The following is a 14,293-nucleotide window of genomic DNA, read 5'->3' on the forward strand; positions in this document are numbered from 1 at the left end:
GTAGCGGGCCCCGTGCACCGCTGTGACCGATATCAACTGCCGTGAGACTACAGCGTTCTTGAAGCTCGATTCCGCTTGCCCTTTATCAAGAATCCGTTACAAAGAGACCGCTCTCTATCCACAACTGACCACGGATCGAAGCTAATCGGTGACCCGGAGACACTTGACTGACAGAGAACCGGCTGGATTGGATCGTGTGGAGTGGTTCCCAACAGCCCCACGTGGTTCGTAACACCCCCACCTTTCCGCCCACAGCTCCCGGAACGGCAACCGTGACTTCCAACACCCTTCCCAGCAGGTCAACCCGGACACACCGAGGCGCGGCGGCGGTCGCGCTCGCCGCGACGACGGCCCTGCTGGCGGGCTGTTCCTCCTCCGGCGACAGCAAGTCCGACCCGCTGTCCGACAGCAAGGCGAGCGGCGACACCGTGGTCGTCGGCTCGAACAACTTCGCCGAGAGCACCCTGATCGCGGACATCTACGGCGAAGCGCTCAAGGCCAAGGGCGTCAAGGTCACTTACAAGCCGAACATCGGCAGCCGCGAAACCACCTACGGCCTGCTCAAGAACGGTTCGATCTCGGTCCTGCCCGAGTACAACGGCGCTCTGCTCGCCTACCTCGACCCCAAGGCCGCCCCGAAGACCGTCGAGGAGACCACGTCGGCCATCGAGGCCAAGCTGGACTCCAAGCTGACGCTGCTCGACCCGGCGGACGCGCAGGACAAGGACACGGTGACCGTCAATGCGGCCACGGCCGCCAAGTACAACCTCACCGAGAAGTCCTCCATAGCCGACCTCAAGAGCATCGCCAAGGACCTGGTCATCGGCGCCTCGCCGGAGTTCCAAACCCGCCAGCAGGGCCTGGTCGGCCTGAAGTCCGTGTACGGCCTGGAGTTCAAGTCCTTCAAGGCGCTGGACGCGGGCGGCGCGCTCACCGAGGCGGCCCTGACGAAGAACGCGGTGCAGGCCGGCGACATCTTCAGCACGGACCCGACCATCTCCAAGGAGAAGTTCGTCGTCCTCCAGGACCCCAAGAACCTCTTCGGCTTCGAGAACGTCCAGCCCCTGGTCTACAAGAGCGCCCTGAACCAGACGGCCACCGACGCCCTCAACGCGGTCTCCGCCAAGCTCGACACGGCGACCCTGCTGGACCTCGACACCCAGGTGCAGTCGGACAACAAGGACCCGCTGGACGTGGCCCAGGCCTGGCTGAAGAAGGCCGGCCTCAGCTGACCCGCCTCTGACGGGTCGTGCTCGACGGCGACGGCGTCGGCCTGCCCGGACTCGTCCGGCTCGCCGACGTCGTTCGGCTCCTTCTGGCGCGCCGGGCTCCTGGTGAACGGGCCCGTGGGCCCGTGGGCGTGGTCGTACTGGCGCTGTCCCCGAAGCTCCTGGAGACACGAACCTCACCGAACTCCCGTCGCGCAGCTGGGAGATGCCCGCCACGGGCCTCCTGACGCCGACCGCGTTCGCGCTGCACCAGCGCCGAACCAGGGCCCCCTCCTCGAACCGACCCCCTTCACCCACCGGAGCTTCCCGCCCGCCCACGCCACCTCGACGGCCTTCTTCGCGGTGGCCGACGGCCTGCTGACGCTGGTGGTCATCCAGCTCCAACTGGAGGCGGACAAAGGCGCGTTGGCGGCCGGCCCGAGCCTCGTCGCCGTGGTCGATCGGCCTCGCCGTGTCGTCGTGGTTGTCGGGCCGGCGCGGTGCTCGGCGCCGCATGATGCCGTACGGCCTGGCCCTGTGGCTCTGGGCCTGGCGGTGGCCGTGGCCGGGTACGCGGTCACCGAACTCACCCGCTGCCCCTGGCCGCTGCTGCCCGCGCTGGCGCTGGTCGGCATCGGCGCGGGCCTTCACGCCCGCCTTCTTCACGCCGGCCGTGGAGCCGTTGCGCCCCCAGGATGTCGGCTCGGCGGCGGGTGCGCTGAACGCCGTACAGCAACTGGGGGCGACACCGGGAGTGGCGGTCTGGGCAGTACTACCTGGACGGCTCGGCGGAGGCGACTTGTGCCGTGGCCATGGCCCTCACCGCACTCTGCTGGGCCACCAGCCGACGGCTGTGAGCCGCTCCCACCCCGACGAGGCCGGTCAGAGGTCGAACTCGTGCGGCGGCAGGTCGAGCGTGAAGCACGCCTCGCGGACCACGGCCTGCTCGGTCTTGTCGAAGTCGCCGTCCGCGCCGCCGATCACGATGCCGATCTGGATGACGGCACGCGCCTCGGCCGGCTTCTTCTTCGCCTTGGCGATCTCCTGGAGCACGCTCACCTTGCCGAAGGCGAAGTCGGTGGTCAGCTTGTTCAGGTTCTCCTCGAAACGGCGGCGCAGGTCGTCCGCCGGGAAGTTCTGCAGTACCTCGTTGGTGGCGATGAGCTGGGCGACCCGCTGCCGCTCCGACGGATCGATGCTGCCGTCGGCGGCCGCCACGAGCGCGCACATCGCCATGCTCGCATCGCGGAACGCACCGCTCTTCAAGTCGTTCTTCTTCGCCACGAGCTGGGTCTGCATCTGCGTCGCGGAGTCCTTGATGCGGTCCCACAGAGCCATGCGCACTCACTCCTCGGTCGGTATGTGCTTGCCAAGAGCCTTGCTTGCCAAGAATTTACTTCTACAACAACGTAGAAACTGACGCGATGGCCGAGAAGTTCCCGCGACCTAGACTGGTCCCTTCGATCCGGAACCGGTCCTCTCGACCCGGGACGGGTCCCCCCGACGCGGTGGACAGGAGGAGTACGACGGTGGCGACAGCGCCCGGCAGCGGCTACGACGACCCCACCGCGGACGTGCTCACGGAGGCGGCCGCGGCCTTCGGGCTGCTCGCCTCGCCCGCCCGGCTGCACATCGTCTGGGCGCTTGCGCAGGGCGAGAGCGATGTCACGGGCCTCGCCGAGCGGGTGGGCGGCGCGCTGCCCGCGGTCAGTCAGCACCTCACCAAGCTGAAGCTCGCCGGTCTCGTCCGCTCCCGTCGGGAGGGCCGCCGCCAGGTGTACCTGGTGGACGACCCGGACGTCGTCGACGTCGTACGCCTCCTCGTCGGCCGCCTCACCGCCCGCACCACCGGCGCCGAACTCCCGGCCCCGCGCCGCCTCCGTGGTCTCTGACGGCGCGGCCGCCACCGCGCTGCAGGTGCTGCGCCGGCTGGAGACGGGACCGCGCGGGCTGACCGAGGCCGAGGCCGCGGCCCGGCTCGCCGACACCGGCGAGAACACCCCGCCCCTCCCGTACACCGCGTCCTGGCCGCTGCGCTGCGCCCGTGCCCTGCACGACCCCTTCACCGCCGTCCTGCTCACCCTCGGCCTGGTCTCCGCCGTCATCGCCTCCTGGGGGACGGCCGTCGTCATCCTCGCCCTGGTCGCGGTCAGCTGCGGGCTGCGCGCCGTCGGCGAACACCGCGCCGACCGCTCCCTGGCCGCCCTGCGCGAACTCGTCGCCGGCACCGCCACCGTGCTGCGCCGCAACGGGGAGGAGGCGGAACCGCGGGCCAGGGAGGTCCCGGTCGCCGAGCTGGTCCCGGGAGATGTCGTACGGCTCGGCCCCGGCGACCTGGTCCCGGCCGACGTACGACTGCTGCGCGCCCGTGGGCTGACCGTGCACCAGGCCGTGCTCACCGGCGAGTCGGCGCCCGTCGCCAAGGCCGCCGTCGAGGTCCCTGACGTGGCCGACACGGGCCCCTTCCGGGAGCCGTACCTCTGTTTCCAGGGCAGCGGGGTCGCCTCGGGGAGTGCCACGGCGGTCGTCGTGCAGACGGGGGAGCGGACCCGGTTCGCCGTCGCGCAGAGCACGGCGGGCGGGCGGCGGGAGGCGAGCGCCTTCGACCGGTCCGTGCACGGCATTTCCTGGGTGCTGATCCGGTTCATGCTGCTCACTCCGCCGCTGGTCCTCATGGCCAACGCCGCTCTGCGCGGGCGGGGCCTGGAGACGCTGCCCTTCGCGGTCGCGGTCGCCGTCGGGCTCACCCCCGAAATGCTCCCGGTGATCGTCACCACCTGTCTGGCCCGGGCCGCCGCCTTCCTCGCCCGCACCCACCAGGTCGTCGTACGACGGCTGCCCGCGCTGCACGACCTCGGCGCGGTCGACGTCCTCTGCCTCGACAAGACCGGCACCCTCACCCAGGACCGGCCCGTCGTCGAACGCGCCGTCGGACCCGACGGGCAGGACGACCCGGACGTGCTGCGCTGGGCGGCCGTCGGCGCCTGGTGGACCCTCCAGCTCGCCGAGCTGCCCGCCTCCGACGCCCTGGACGAGGCGCTGCTCACGGCGGCCGGACCGGTGGGGGAGGAGTACGACGGCATCGGGGCCGTCCCCTTCGACCCCGGGCGGCGCACCGCCACCGCCGTCGTCGCAGGCCGCCTCGGCACCCATGTCCTCGTCACCAAGGGCGCCGCCGAGGACGTACTGGACCGCTGTGACCTCGACCCCGCCGAACGCGAACGCCTCCTCGCCCTCGTCGCCCACGAGGCCGGCGCCGGGCTGCGCGTCCTCGCCGTCGCCACCGCCGAAGGCCCCGCCCGCACCCGCCCCTACACGACCGCCGACGAACACGGCCTCACCTTCCGGGGGGTGGTCACCTTCCGGGACGCCCTCGCCCCCGGCGCCGCCGAGGCCCTGCGCAGCCTCACCGGCCTCGGTATCACCGTCCGCGTCCTCACCGGCGACCACCCCGCCACGGCCGCACGCGCCTGCCGGGACCTGGGCCTGGACGAGGAGCGGGTCGCGGTGGCGGGTGATTCCCACGACCTCGACGCCTCCGTGGTCGCTCGCTGCACCCCCGAGGACAAGGCCCGTATCGTCAGCGGGCTGCGCGCCGCCGGGCACACCGTCGGCTTCCTCGGCGACGGGGTCAACGACATACCCGCCCTGCGCGCGGCCGACGTCGGGATCGCGCCCCGTACCGCCGTGGACCTCGCCCGCGAGACCGCCGACGTCGTGCTCGCCGAGAAGGACCTCGGCGCGATCGGGCACGCCGTCACCGCCGGCCGGCACAGCAGCGCCAACATCGCCTCCTATCTACGGGTCACCCTCTCCTCCAACCTCGGCAACGTCATCGCGATGCTCGCCGCCGGACTGCTCCTCCCCTTCCTGCCGATGCTCCCGGTCCAGGTGCTCGCCCAGAACCTCTGTTTCGACGCCGCCCAGCTCGCCTTCGCCTACGACCGCCCCGGCCCCGCGGCACTGCGCCGCCCGACCGTGCTGCGGCCGCGTGCCTTCCTGCGGTTCATCACCGGCTTCGGCGTGCTCAACGCGATCGCCGACCTCGCCACCTTCGCCGTGCTCGCGCTGGCGCTGCGCGGCCCCGACGCCCTGGACGACCAGGCCGTCTTCCACTCCGCCTGGTTCACCGAGAACCTGCTCACCCAGGCCCTGGTGATGTTCCTGCTGCGCGGCGGCACCCGGCCCGGACCCATCGGCCGGGCCGCCGCCGCGCTCGCGGCCGTCGGACTGCTGCTCCCGCCCAGCCCCCTGGGCGCGGCCCTCGGCATGACCGGGCTGCCGCCCGCCTACCCGCTGCTGCTCGCCGCCGTCCTGGGGCTGTACGCGCCGGCGCTGAGGGCGGTGCGGGCACGCCACGACCGGCGTCGGCCGTAGCGATCGCGGGGCCGGGTCGGAGCCCCCCTCGTTGCCGGGTTGTACAGTTGCGCAATGTAGCAATCGTCGCTGCCCGGCCGGGGCGCATGAAGCCCCCTCAGCCGGCAGGGAACAACGTGAGAAAAGGAGGGAGCGGTCATGCTCCGCAACGGACTCGAACCCTGGCATCTGCTGGTCGTCGCGATCGTGTTCATCGTGCTCTTCGGCTCCCGGAAGCTGCCCGACACCGCCCGGGCCCTGGGCAAGTCGATGCGCATCCTCAAGAGCGAGGCGAAGGCGATGAAGACGGACGACGCGACGGCGCCGGTGGAGCCGACGTCGGTACAGATGGCGACGGAGCCGGCCGCGGCCCCTGCGCCGCAGCCGGGCCCCGGGACGACCGCCGAGCCGACCGTCACCACGAGCTGACGGACACCCCCTGGTCCTCGTCCCCTCTAGTCCTCGTCCCCCTCGAAGAAGTCCCCGATCTCGTCGACCACCTCGGCCGCCACCATTCCGCCGACCACGCCCAGCGCGAGACCCGCCGCACCGGCGGCGACCGCCGTGCCCAGGCCCGGTCCGGAGTGGTGGTGGCCGTCGTGGTGCTCGCCGTGGCCGTACGCCGCGTGGGCGCCGTAGGCCTCGCGGTGGGCGATCAACTGGCGGATCCAGCCGTCGACCTCGCTGTTCCAGTCCAGCGCGTGGGCGTCCTCGTGGCGCACCGTGAAGCGGGTCAGTGCGTCATGCCCGGAGGAGAACAGCCCGCCGCGCTTGTCCGCCTCGAGGACGACCTCCAGACCGGCGGGGGAGGCGAGGAACGTCAGCTCGATCTCGTTGACCGCGTGTGCGTACTGCGGCGCCGGCGTCAGCTCGACCTCCTGATAGAACGGCAGCCGCTGACCCGTGCCGCCGATACGGCCGTGCTCCAGATCCGCCGAGCGGAAGCCGAAGCCCAGCTGTCCGAGGCTCTCCAGGACCGCCTCCTGAACGGGCAGCGGCCGGACGGTGAGCGGGTCCAGGTCGCCCTTGTCCCGGGCGCCGGCCACCCCGACCTCCGTACGCACCCCGAGCACGATGCCGAGCGGCTGCCCGTACAACTCGGTGACCGGCGTCTCCCACGGCAGCGGCACACTGAACGGCAACTCGCGCTCCTCTTCTTCACCGAGCCGGAACCCGCCGCCCACGGTGAACCGCTCGAAGACGACCGCGCCCTCGCTCTCCCCCTCCTCGTGCTCCACTTCGACACGCGCGAGCAGCTCAAGCCCGATGTGCTCGACCTCCACCGTCGCCGAGCCGCCCTTCAGCCACACCCGCCCCGACAACACCCCGCCGGGCACCACCGCGCCACCGTCCAGCACCGTGTCCACCGAGGGCCCACCGACCCCGATCGCCCCCAGCAGCCGTTTGAACACCATGAAGCCGCCGCTCCTTCGCCGCACTCATCACTCACACCCCGAACGGCCACACGCCGTCCGGCTGCCCGATGAACTCACAAGAACGGCAAAGAAGTTCCCAAGTCACCTGTTCAGGCGAACTCTTCGAGAGAGGGCAACGAGAACGCGCACATGGAAAAGAGGCGGACCGAAACCCACCGGCCCGCCTCTCCCGCGGCTTCACACCGCTTCCGCACCATCCCCGAAGCCCTGCGCGGCAGCCCGCGCGGCCTTACGCCGCTTGCGTCGGCTCACCCTCGGCTCCTGGTCCGGCAGCCACCCGAAGGTGATGCAGCTGCCGACGGCCCCGAGCAGCAGGCCGACCATGAAACCGCCGAGGTTCGAGGTGAGCCAGGTCCCCAGGGAGAGCAGGATGCCGAGGATGGAGTAGAAGAGGCGCTGGGCCGGGTTGAAGACGATGAGCAGGCCGCAGACGATCATCAGGGTCGGCAGCAGATATCCCGCCAGGCCCTGCATACCGATGTGCAGGATGACCGGAAGGGGTGCCTTCATGGTCACCAGGATCTCGGCACCGGCCAGTACGAGCAGCACGCCGCCCAGGAAGGGCCGCTGCCCCCGCCACCGCCCGAACCGCGCTCTCCGGCTCCCCGGGTCGGTCATCAGTCGCAACCGTCGCCGCTGAAGGACATGTGCAGGTTGGGCAGCTTGAAGACGGCCGCGGTGGCGGCGTAGTTGTGCTGGTAGAGGTTCTCGATGACGACACCGTCGGCCTGCTGGCCGTAGACGCCCTTCGGGCCCTGTACGCCCGCCTTGTCGAAGGTGCTGGCGTCGCGGCCGATCTCGATGTTGTTGAACGTGGCGTCGCCCTTGATGTCGTCGGAGTCGATCGCCAGGTTCGACACGGACACCGGCTTGGAGCCGCCACCTGCCTTGAGGAGGAGCTGGATGCCGCCGAGGTCGACGCTCTGGCACATGTTGGTGAGCGTGCCGTTCTTCACCACCGACGTGACGACCAGCTCCTGGCCGCCGGTGTCACCGGCGTTGGGGCTGTTCGGGATCATGTTGTCGAGGCCGCCGAACTGCTCGAAGCCGGTGCCGTCGAGCCGGTCGGCGGTGACCACGAACGGCATGCCGGAGATGGCGAACTGCACCCCCAGCACACCCTGCGCGGTGAAGACCGCGAGGCCGGCGGCGGCCAGGGTGGCCGGCACCGCCATCACCGCGGCCCGGCGCGCGCGGACCCGTCCCCGTCTCTGCCCCCCTCCGGTGGCCCCGGTGGTGTCTGGTGTGTCGGAAAGAGAACCGCTTCCCGGGTTCTCAGGCGTGTTGTCGGCGGACGGAACGTCCGGGGACGAGGCCATGTCTGCTCCCATGCATTAGTCACGCGGGTTGGGCTTCAGTGGCACGTTGTCCTGGCGCGGACAGCGGCTGCCGCGCACGCCTCCTCACAACTCCCGGCGGACGCAAGGGCTTTCTCGTTACGCAGCAGTAGCCAAGTCGCAAGTTACCGGCGGTTACATTTCAGGGTCAAGGCAGTTGTGAAAAAAGGGTGTTGACTATGCGTCAATTGTGTTCCGACCTCGAATTCCCTTGATCGGTTAATCAACTCCCTTGACAAGCCTTGACGTTGACGGTTGATCAGGTCTACAAATCTCCCTGGTCTCCTTCGGATCCGTGGCGCCGGATCCGCCGAGCGGCATCGGCCGCTTCCCGGCCTCCTCGATCACCGCTCCGCTCACGGCGTCGGCATGGTCGCTTCCCCCCAGGGGCCGTGCCCGCACGCCCTCAACCGGCCCGGCCGGAGGCCTAACCCCCCAGGCTTTCGGCCGGTGTCCGGCTCCGCTGCCGTTGCCGGTCCGTCACGTACGGAGAAGGCGTCACGGGCCGGCAACGGCCGGCGCCCTGTGCGCCCCCACCTGAACCCCCACCTCACCTCGCGCAAGTCCCCCAAGGAAAGAGGCAACCCGCATGCGTACGCGATCCCTCCTCGCCCTCGCCGGCACCGTCGTCGCCCTCTCGGCCGCCGCCACCGTTCCGGCCTCGGCCGACGGCGCTGTGCTCACCACCGGCAGCGCCGGCGGCACCGCCGTCGCCGTCGGCGACGTCCTCAGCGCGCCGCTGGCCACCGGCACCAGCGCCACCCTCTACTCCAGCGCCACCGGCACCAGTGGTGTGTCGTGCAAGTCCTCGGTCTTCACCGCCGCGGTCACCGACAACCCGGCCGCCCCCGGCACCGCCACCGAGTCGGTCAGCGGGCACACCTTCGACGCCAGCAGTTGCACCAGCAACGTCCTCGGTGTCACCGGCGTCACCAGCATCACCGTCGACAACCTGCCGTACACCACCACGGTCGCCTCGGACGGCACGCTCACCGTCACCCCGGCGAGTGGCTCCACGATCCAGACCACCGTCAAGCTGAAGACCCTGCTGGGCAGCATCACCTGCGTCTACCAGGCACCCCGCCTGACCGGTACGTCGAGCAACACCGACAACAGCATCAACTTCACCAACCAGGCGTTCACGAAGACCTCCGGCTCCTCGCTCTGCTTCTCGGCCGGTTACTTCACCGCCAAGTACGCCCCGGTCACCGACAACGGCGCCACCGTCTACGTCAACTGACGTTTGCGCAGAGGCGATCAGCGTCGACGCAGACGCAACGCCAGGGCGGCGCCCCCGGTGAGTACCAGCACCGTGGCGGCGCCGCCCGCCAGCAGTGGCGCCGACGGGCCCGAGCCCGAGGTCGTGTCGGAGGCCACAGGAGTGCTGTCGGCGGCGGCGGTTCCGGTCTTTGGGGAGACCGGGGCGGCCGTCGCCGTCTGTCGTGTCGAGGCGGTAACGCCCTTGGACGCAGCGGGAGTTGGACTCTCAGAAGTGCTCGGAGACGGCGTGGGGGTTGTCCGCGGCCGCGTGCTCGCCGTCGTCCCGCCGCCCTTCTCCGCCGTGAACACCACGTCGGAACACGAGTAATAGGTGTCCGTCGTGCTGCTGTTCTGCCAGATCGTGTACAGCATCTGGCGTCCCGTCCGGTCGGCCGGCAGCGTCGCGCTGAAGTGGTAGGCCCCGTTCGTCAACGGCGGGTCCTTGAACTCGGCGAAGGGCTGCGCGGGCAACTCGGCCCACTTCAGCGGCTTCGCCGGGTCGTACCCCTGCTTCGTCAGATACAGCTTGAACGTACCGGCGTGCGCGATCGTCGAGGCGTACGTCATCGTCATCCGGGCGCCCGGGGTCAACCGGGTCGCGGGCCAGTCCGTGCGCGCCAGATCGAGCCCCTTGTACGCCGGCAGGTTGCCGCTGCACAGCCTGCCGTCCGGAATCATCTGCCGGTCACGGCCGTTGACCCCCGCCACCCGCAGGTTGTCCCACGCCACGAAGTTCTGCCCGCTCGCCGCGATCGCCGCCTTGCAGGCCGCTGTCGCCGCGCTGCCGCCGCTGGGGGAGCAGGCGTAGACCCGGCTGACGGGGTCGGTGGGCGCGCCGTGCGCCCGGGCGGACGCCGCACACGTCAGGAGCAGCAGCGGAGCCGCGACGGCGGCTCCCGTCAGACGGGCGGTCGTCCGGGTCATCGGGACGTCTCCTCGGCAGGCGCGGGTACGGGGTCTGCTGAGGTGAGTACGGGAATCGGACGCGCACTGTTCACTGTGGTTGATCACAGCGCCGGGTGATGTGTATGGCACCGACCGCGTCGTCCGTTCTGCGGACGCCGCGAGCGCCATTGAGAACCAACCGTCTGGCTCGTATCGTGGCGATCGCCGCTGGGTGCCCGGTCGCCCGCACCGCCTCCGGAAACCGGCACGAACACGAGGGAGGGGCGCGTTCTGATCTCGTGCGTTTGTGCAGTGTGGGCGCTGATCCCGCGGCCACGCCCGCGACTTGCGCGTGTCCGTCACCAGGTCCGCACACTTGCCTCCCGCTGCCGCACGGTGAGCTATCGTGTGCACGGGGTAAAAAACAAACCGCATGCCCCGTCGGTTTGGAGCCGTGAGGAGTGTTGAGTCGATGGCGAGGCAGTTACGCGCGGAGCAGACCCGTGCCACGATCATCACGGCCGCCGCCGACCTCTTCGACCGGCGCGGCTACGAATCCACCAGTCTGAGTGAGATCGTCGAACACGCGAAAGTCACCAAGGGGGCGCTCTACTTCCACTTCGCCGCCAAGGAGGACCTGGCGCACGCCATCATGGAGCTCCAGTCCCGCACCTCCAGCCAGTTGGTGAAGGAGATGGACAGCCGCGGCTACTCCTCGCTCGAGACCCTGATGCGCACCACGTTCGCGATCGCCCGGCTCTCCGTCGACGGCCCGATCCCGCGCGCCGGACTGCGGCTCGCCACCGCGGACGTCAGCGTGCCGCCGCCGCTCCGGCATCCGTTCACGGAGTGGCTGGAGTTCGCCACCCGCAAACTCCTGGGCGCAGTCAAGGAGTCCGACGTCCACCCCGACATGGACGTCGGCGCGGTCGCCCACTCCCTGGTCTGCTTCTTCGTCGGCACCCGGGTCGCCGGCCGCAACCTGGAGCCGGTGGGACGACTGCCGCGCAGGGTCGCGGAGATGTGGTACCTGATGATCCGCGGCCTGGTCCCGGTGCACCGGCGCGCCCGTTACATGACCCTCGCCACCCAGTTGGAGCGCGAGATCAGAACCGCGTGACAGGCGCCGTCGGTTCGGCGGAGCCGGGCGGCCCACGCGATAGCGTGGCGCCCATGCCCGACTCCGCCGCCGCACCCGTGATCCTCGGCACCACCGGCCCGTTCCCGCACAGCGTGCTGGCCGAACGGCACCCCGCGATCATCCGTCAGGTGCGCGACGCCTTCCCCTACGGCCCCGAACAGCGCCGCGCCCTCGACGCGCTGCTGCACAACTGCACCGAAGGCGTGATCGAACCCCTTCCCGACGGCGACCGGTGGCGCGGCTGGGGCCTGGACACCTACACCGGACAGTCCTGGTTCGACGTGCCGTGGCTGTGGTCCGAGAGCTACTTCTACTGCCGACTCCTGGGTGCCGTAGGCTACTTCGGCCCCGGCCCCTGGCAGGGCATCGACCCCTTCCGCCCCTTCAAGCTCGCCGAACTCGAAGCCAAGGAGACCGACGAGGAACTGGCCGCGCTCGACGCCCTCGACGACGACCCGGACCGTGCCCTGCTGCACGGCTCCCTCTGGGGTAACCGCGCCGACCTGGGCTTTCGCCTCTCCGCCGAGTCGGGGGAGGCCGTCTCCGCCCTGGTCGCCGACGACAGCGCCGAGCTGTGGCGGCTACTCCGGGGCGGCACCCTGTGCCTCGTCGCCGACAACGCGGGCCGCGAACTCGTCCCCGATCTGCTGCTGATCGCCCACCTCCTGGACACCGGCCGCGCCGACCGTGCCGTCCTGCACATCAAGCCGTACCCCTACTACGTCTCCGACGCCACGACCGCCGACGTCCTCGATGCCCTGCGCAGGCTCACCGCCGCACCGGGTACGGCCGCCGGGTACGGCCGCACCCTCTGGTCGGCGATGTCGGACGGCCGGCTCACCGTGCGCGCCCACCCCTTCTCCTGCGCCCCGCTGCCGTACGCCGAGATGCCCGGGGACCTGCGCGCAGAGTTCGCCTCCGCCGCCCTCACGATCTTCAAGGGCGACCTCAACTACCGCCGTCTGGTGGGCGACCGGCTCTGGCCGCCCACCACACCCTTCGCCGAGGTCACCGCCTGGTTCCCGGGACCGGTGGCCGCGTTGCGCACCCTCAAGTCCGATGTGATCACCGGCCTGGCCGCGGACACCGTGGCGGCCCTGGACGCGGCCGAGGGACACCGCTGGCGCACGGCCGGCACCCATGCCCTGATCCAGGTCAACACACGCCCATCGGAAGCGACTTGAGCCCGTTGATGAAGTTGGAGACCAGCCGTTCGGCGGGCCCGGCCGGCTCCAGGGCGGGCGCCTCCGTGTAGAGCGTGCGCAGCTGGAGCCGAGCGAAGTGGGCGCCCAGGCAGATGTGCGGCCCGTCCCCGAAGGACAGATGCGGGTTCGGCGTACGGCCGAGGTCGAGCCGGTCGGGGGCGGCGAAGGCCCGCTCGTCACGGTTGGCCGACGCGTGCAGGACGACGACCTTGTCACCCTCCCTGATGCGCCGCCCGCCCAGCTCGGTGTCCCGCGTGGCGGTCCGGCGGAAGGTCAGCACCGGCGGATGCCAGCGCAGCAACTCGTCCACGGCGGTGTCGTCGTGCACCATCCCGGTCCGCAACAGGGCGTATGCGTCCTGGTGTTCGGCCAGTGCAAGGAGCCCGCCGGGGGCGGCCGAGCGCACGGTGTCGTTGCCGGCGATCGTGAGCAGGAAGAAGAACATCTCCAGCTCGCCCTCGGCCGGTTCGGGGTCCCGGGCGAGGGCCGTCATGACGTCGTCGGCGGGGTTGCGGCGCTTGTACGCGGCGAGCTGACGGGCGTACTCGAACATGTCCCGCAACTGTGCGGGTGACCGCGGATTGACCGGCCGGCCCTTCTCGTCGCACACCTGGGGCCCGGCCTCGTCGGGGTCCTGGTAGCCGATCACCCGTCGCGTCCAGTGCAGCAGCAGCCCGCGGTCGCCGTCCGGGACGCCCAGCAGGTCGGCCAGGTTGAGCAGGGCGTACTCGTCGGTGACGGCGGCCACCATGTCGACTGTGCCGTCCCCCTCCCGTGCCGTCTCCAGCGCCCGGGCGAACAGGGTGCGTGCCCGCTGCCGTGCCACGGTCTCGAACCGCTCGATCCGGCCCGGTGTGAAGGCCCGGCTCACCATGCGCCGCAACCGGCCGTGCTCTGGCGGATCCTGATTGAGCATCATGCGCCGGATGAACGGCAGGTCCTCCGGGTCCGGATCCCGGATCTGGGTCGCGCCGAGGCACGAGGAGTACGTCCCCGGGTCCCTGAGCACCCGCACCACGTCCGCGTGCCGGGCCACCGCCCAGAACCCCGGCCCGGCCGGCCACCCCAGCACCTCCGGCTCCCGCTGCCAGGACACCGGGTGGCGGTCGCGCAGGACGCGGTAGTCGTCGTACGGCACGGCCGTGGCGTACCGGCGCGGATCGAAGACGTCGGGGACGGAGGGGTCCTCGCCGCCGCCAACAGGAGTGGTCATACGATCACGGTGACCCGCCCGGCAGGGGCCCCGCAAGGCATGGGCGCCGAGCGACGCCCGCAAAAAGAAAAGGCTGCCCAAGTGGTTCGGCGGCAGACGCCACGAACCGAGTGGTTCGGCACCTCCGCCGGTTGAGCACCCCGGCAGGGTGCGGAGGCGGGGCCGAGGGGCGAGGGGTGAGCGGCGGACGCCACAAAGGGCGGCCGAAGTTCCCGGATTCCGCTCCGGTTCACGCGATGGTGTGATCATGTG

13 protein-coding genes are annotated in these 14,293 nt (G+C 70.7%); 7 read left to right on the forward strand and 6 right to left on the reverse strand.

Annotation, left to right across the window (positions count from 1 at the left end):
- The first annotated feature begins 272 nt into the window (after positions 1–272).
- Positions 273–1,232 (forward strand): ABC transporter substrate-binding protein, encoded by a 960-nt coding sequence (locus ABTY98_RS33150; protein WP_352224766.1) that lies wholly within the window; start codon positions 273–275, stop codon positions 1,230–1,232.
- Between the two features lie 858 nt (positions 1,233–2,090).
- Here ABTY98_RS33150 and ABTY98_RS33155 read toward each other — a convergent pair.
- A complete protein-coding gene (locus tag ABTY98_RS33155) occupies positions 2,091–2,546 on the reverse strand; it encodes a tellurite resistance TerB family protein (protein ID WP_352224767.1) in 456 nt (151 codons plus the stop codon).
- A gap of 191 nt (positions 2,547–2,737) precedes the next feature.
- Here ABTY98_RS33155 and ABTY98_RS33160 point away from each other — a divergent pair, with 191 nt between their 5' ends.
- The 3 genes from ABTY98_RS33160 to tatA all read left to right on the forward strand — a co-directional run bounded on the left by ABTY98_RS33160 (position 2,738) and on the right by tatA (position 5,993).
- Positions 2,738–3,100: an ArsR/SmtB family transcription factor gene (locus tag ABTY98_RS33160; protein ID WP_352224768.1), complete on the forward strand. Its 363-nt coding sequence runs from the start codon at positions 2,738–2,740 to the stop codon at positions 3,098–3,100.
- Complete coding sequence (mgtA, locus tag ABTY98_RS33165) at positions 3,090–5,585, forward strand: magnesium-translocating P-type ATPase (RefSeq protein WP_352224769.1); 2,496 nt, start codon at positions 3,090–3,092, stop codon at positions 5,583–5,585. Before ABTY98_RS33160 ends, mgtA begins: the two co-directional genes overlap by 11 nt.
- Before the next feature lie 138 nt (positions 5,586–5,723).
- The gene (tatA, locus tag ABTY98_RS33170; protein WP_352224770.1) at positions 5,724–5,993 is read left to right on the forward strand and encodes a Sec-independent protein translocase subunit TatA; all 270 of its coding nucleotides are present in this window, start codon (positions 5,724–5,726) and stop codon (positions 5,991–5,993) included.
- A 26-nt stretch (positions 5,994–6,019) separates the two neighbouring features.
- On the opposite strand, the gene ABTY98_RS33175 is transcribed toward tatA, so the two are convergent.
- From ABTY98_RS33175 to ABTY98_RS33185, 3 genes are all read right to left on the reverse strand, one after another.
- Positions 6,020–6,979 (reverse strand): sporulation protein, encoded by a 960-nt coding sequence (locus ABTY98_RS33175; protein ID WP_352224771.1) that lies wholly within the window; start codon positions 6,977–6,979, stop codon positions 6,020–6,022.
- Positions 6,980–7,177: 198 nt separating this feature from the next.
- Entirely contained in the window at positions 7,178–7,618 is a 441-nt protein-coding gene (locus tag ABTY98_RS33180) for a DUF6114 domain-containing protein (protein WP_352224772.1), read from the reverse strand.
- Entirely contained in the window at positions 7,618–8,319 is a 702-nt protein-coding gene (locus ABTY98_RS33185) for a DUF6230 family protein (protein WP_352224773.1), read from the reverse strand. Before ABTY98_RS33185 ends, ABTY98_RS33180 begins: the two co-directional genes overlap by 1 nt.
- A gap of 607 nt (positions 8,320–8,926) precedes the next feature.
- On the opposite strand from ABTY98_RS33185, the gene ABTY98_RS33190 reads away from it, so the two are divergent.
- Complete coding sequence (locus ABTY98_RS33190; RefSeq protein WP_352224774.1) at positions 8,927–9,577, forward strand: Tat pathway signal sequence domain protein; 651 nt, start codon at positions 8,927–8,929, stop codon at positions 9,575–9,577.
- Between the two features lie 17 nt (positions 9,578–9,594).
- Here the strand turns inward: ABTY98_RS33190 and ABTY98_RS33195 are convergent, their stop codons facing one another.
- Positions 9,595–10,521: a lytic polysaccharide monooxygenase auxiliary activity family 9 protein gene (locus ABTY98_RS33195; RefSeq protein ID WP_352224775.1), complete on the reverse strand. Its 927-nt coding sequence runs from the start codon at positions 10,519–10,521 to the stop codon at positions 9,595–9,597.
- A 433-nt stretch (positions 10,522–10,954) separates the two neighbouring features.
- Here ABTY98_RS33195 and ABTY98_RS33200 point away from each other — a divergent pair, with 433 nt between their 5' ends.
- Positions 10,955–11,602 (forward strand): ScbR family autoregulator-binding transcription factor, encoded by a 648-nt coding sequence (locus tag ABTY98_RS33200; protein ID WP_352224776.1) that lies wholly within the window; start codon positions 10,955–10,957, stop codon positions 11,600–11,602.
- Between the two features lie 53 nt (positions 11,603–11,655).
- Positions 11,656–12,807, forward strand: coding sequence for a damage-control phosphatase ARMT1 family protein (locus ABTY98_RS33205; protein ID WP_352224777.1), 1,152 nt, complete (start codon positions 11,656–11,658; stop codon positions 12,805–12,807).
- Here the strand turns inward: ABTY98_RS33205 and ABTY98_RS33210 are convergent.
- Entirely contained in the window at positions 12,779–14,041 is a 1,263-nt protein-coding gene (locus tag ABTY98_RS33210; protein WP_352224778.1) for a cytochrome P450, read from the reverse strand. The genes ABTY98_RS33205 and ABTY98_RS33210 overlap by 29 nt on opposite strands.
- Positions 14,042–14,293: the final 252 nt, after the last annotated feature.

Origin of the sequence: Streptomyces sp. NPDC096040 (genome assembly GCF_040303265.1) — a bacterium.
Lineage (GTDB): Bacteria > Actinomycetota > Actinomycetes > Streptomycetales > Streptomycetaceae > Streptomyces.

What these genes read in the sequence shown, in the direction of transcription:
- ABTY98_RS33155 (WP_352224767.1), bottom strand. Translation starts at nt 2,546, where the DNA reads ATGGCTCTGTGGGACCGCATCAAGGACTCCGCGACGCAGATGCAGACC.
- tatA (WP_352224770.1), top strand. Translation starts at nt 5,724, where the DNA reads ATGCTCCGCAACGGACTCGAACCCTGGCATCTGCTGGTCGTCGCGATC.
- ABTY98_RS33175 (WP_352224771.1), bottom strand. Translation starts at nt 6,979, where the DNA reads ATGGTGTTCAAACGGCTGCTGGGGGCGATCGGGGTCGGTGGGCCCTCG.
- ABTY98_RS33180 (WP_352224772.1), bottom strand. Translation starts at nt 7,618, where the DNA reads ATGACCGACCCGGGGAGCCGGAGAGCGCGGTTCGGGCGGTGGCGGGGG.
- ABTY98_RS33185 (WP_352224773.1), bottom strand. Translation starts at nt 8,319, where the DNA reads ATGGCCTCGTCCCCGGACGTTCCGTCCGCCGACAACACGCCTGAGAAC.
- ABTY98_RS33190 (WP_352224774.1), top strand. Translation starts at nt 8,927, where the DNA reads ATGCGTACGCGATCCCTCCTCGCCCTCGCCGGCACCGTCGTCGCCCTC.
- ABTY98_RS33195 (WP_352224775.1), bottom strand. Translation starts at nt 10,521, where the DNA reads ATGACCCGGACGACCGCCCGTCTGACGGGAGCCGCCGTCGCGGCTCCG.
- ABTY98_RS33200 (WP_352224776.1), top strand. Translation starts at nt 10,955, where the DNA reads ATGGCGAGGCAGTTACGCGCGGAGCAGACCCGTGCCACGATCATCACG.
- ABTY98_RS33205 (WP_352224777.1), top strand. Translation starts at nt 11,656, where the DNA reads ATGCCCGACTCCGCCGCCGCACCCGTGATCCTCGGCACCACCGGCCCG.
- ABTY98_RS33210 (WP_352224778.1), bottom strand. Translation starts at nt 14,041, where the DNA reads ATGACCACTCCTGTTGGCGGCGGCGAGGACCCCTCCGTCCCCGACGTC.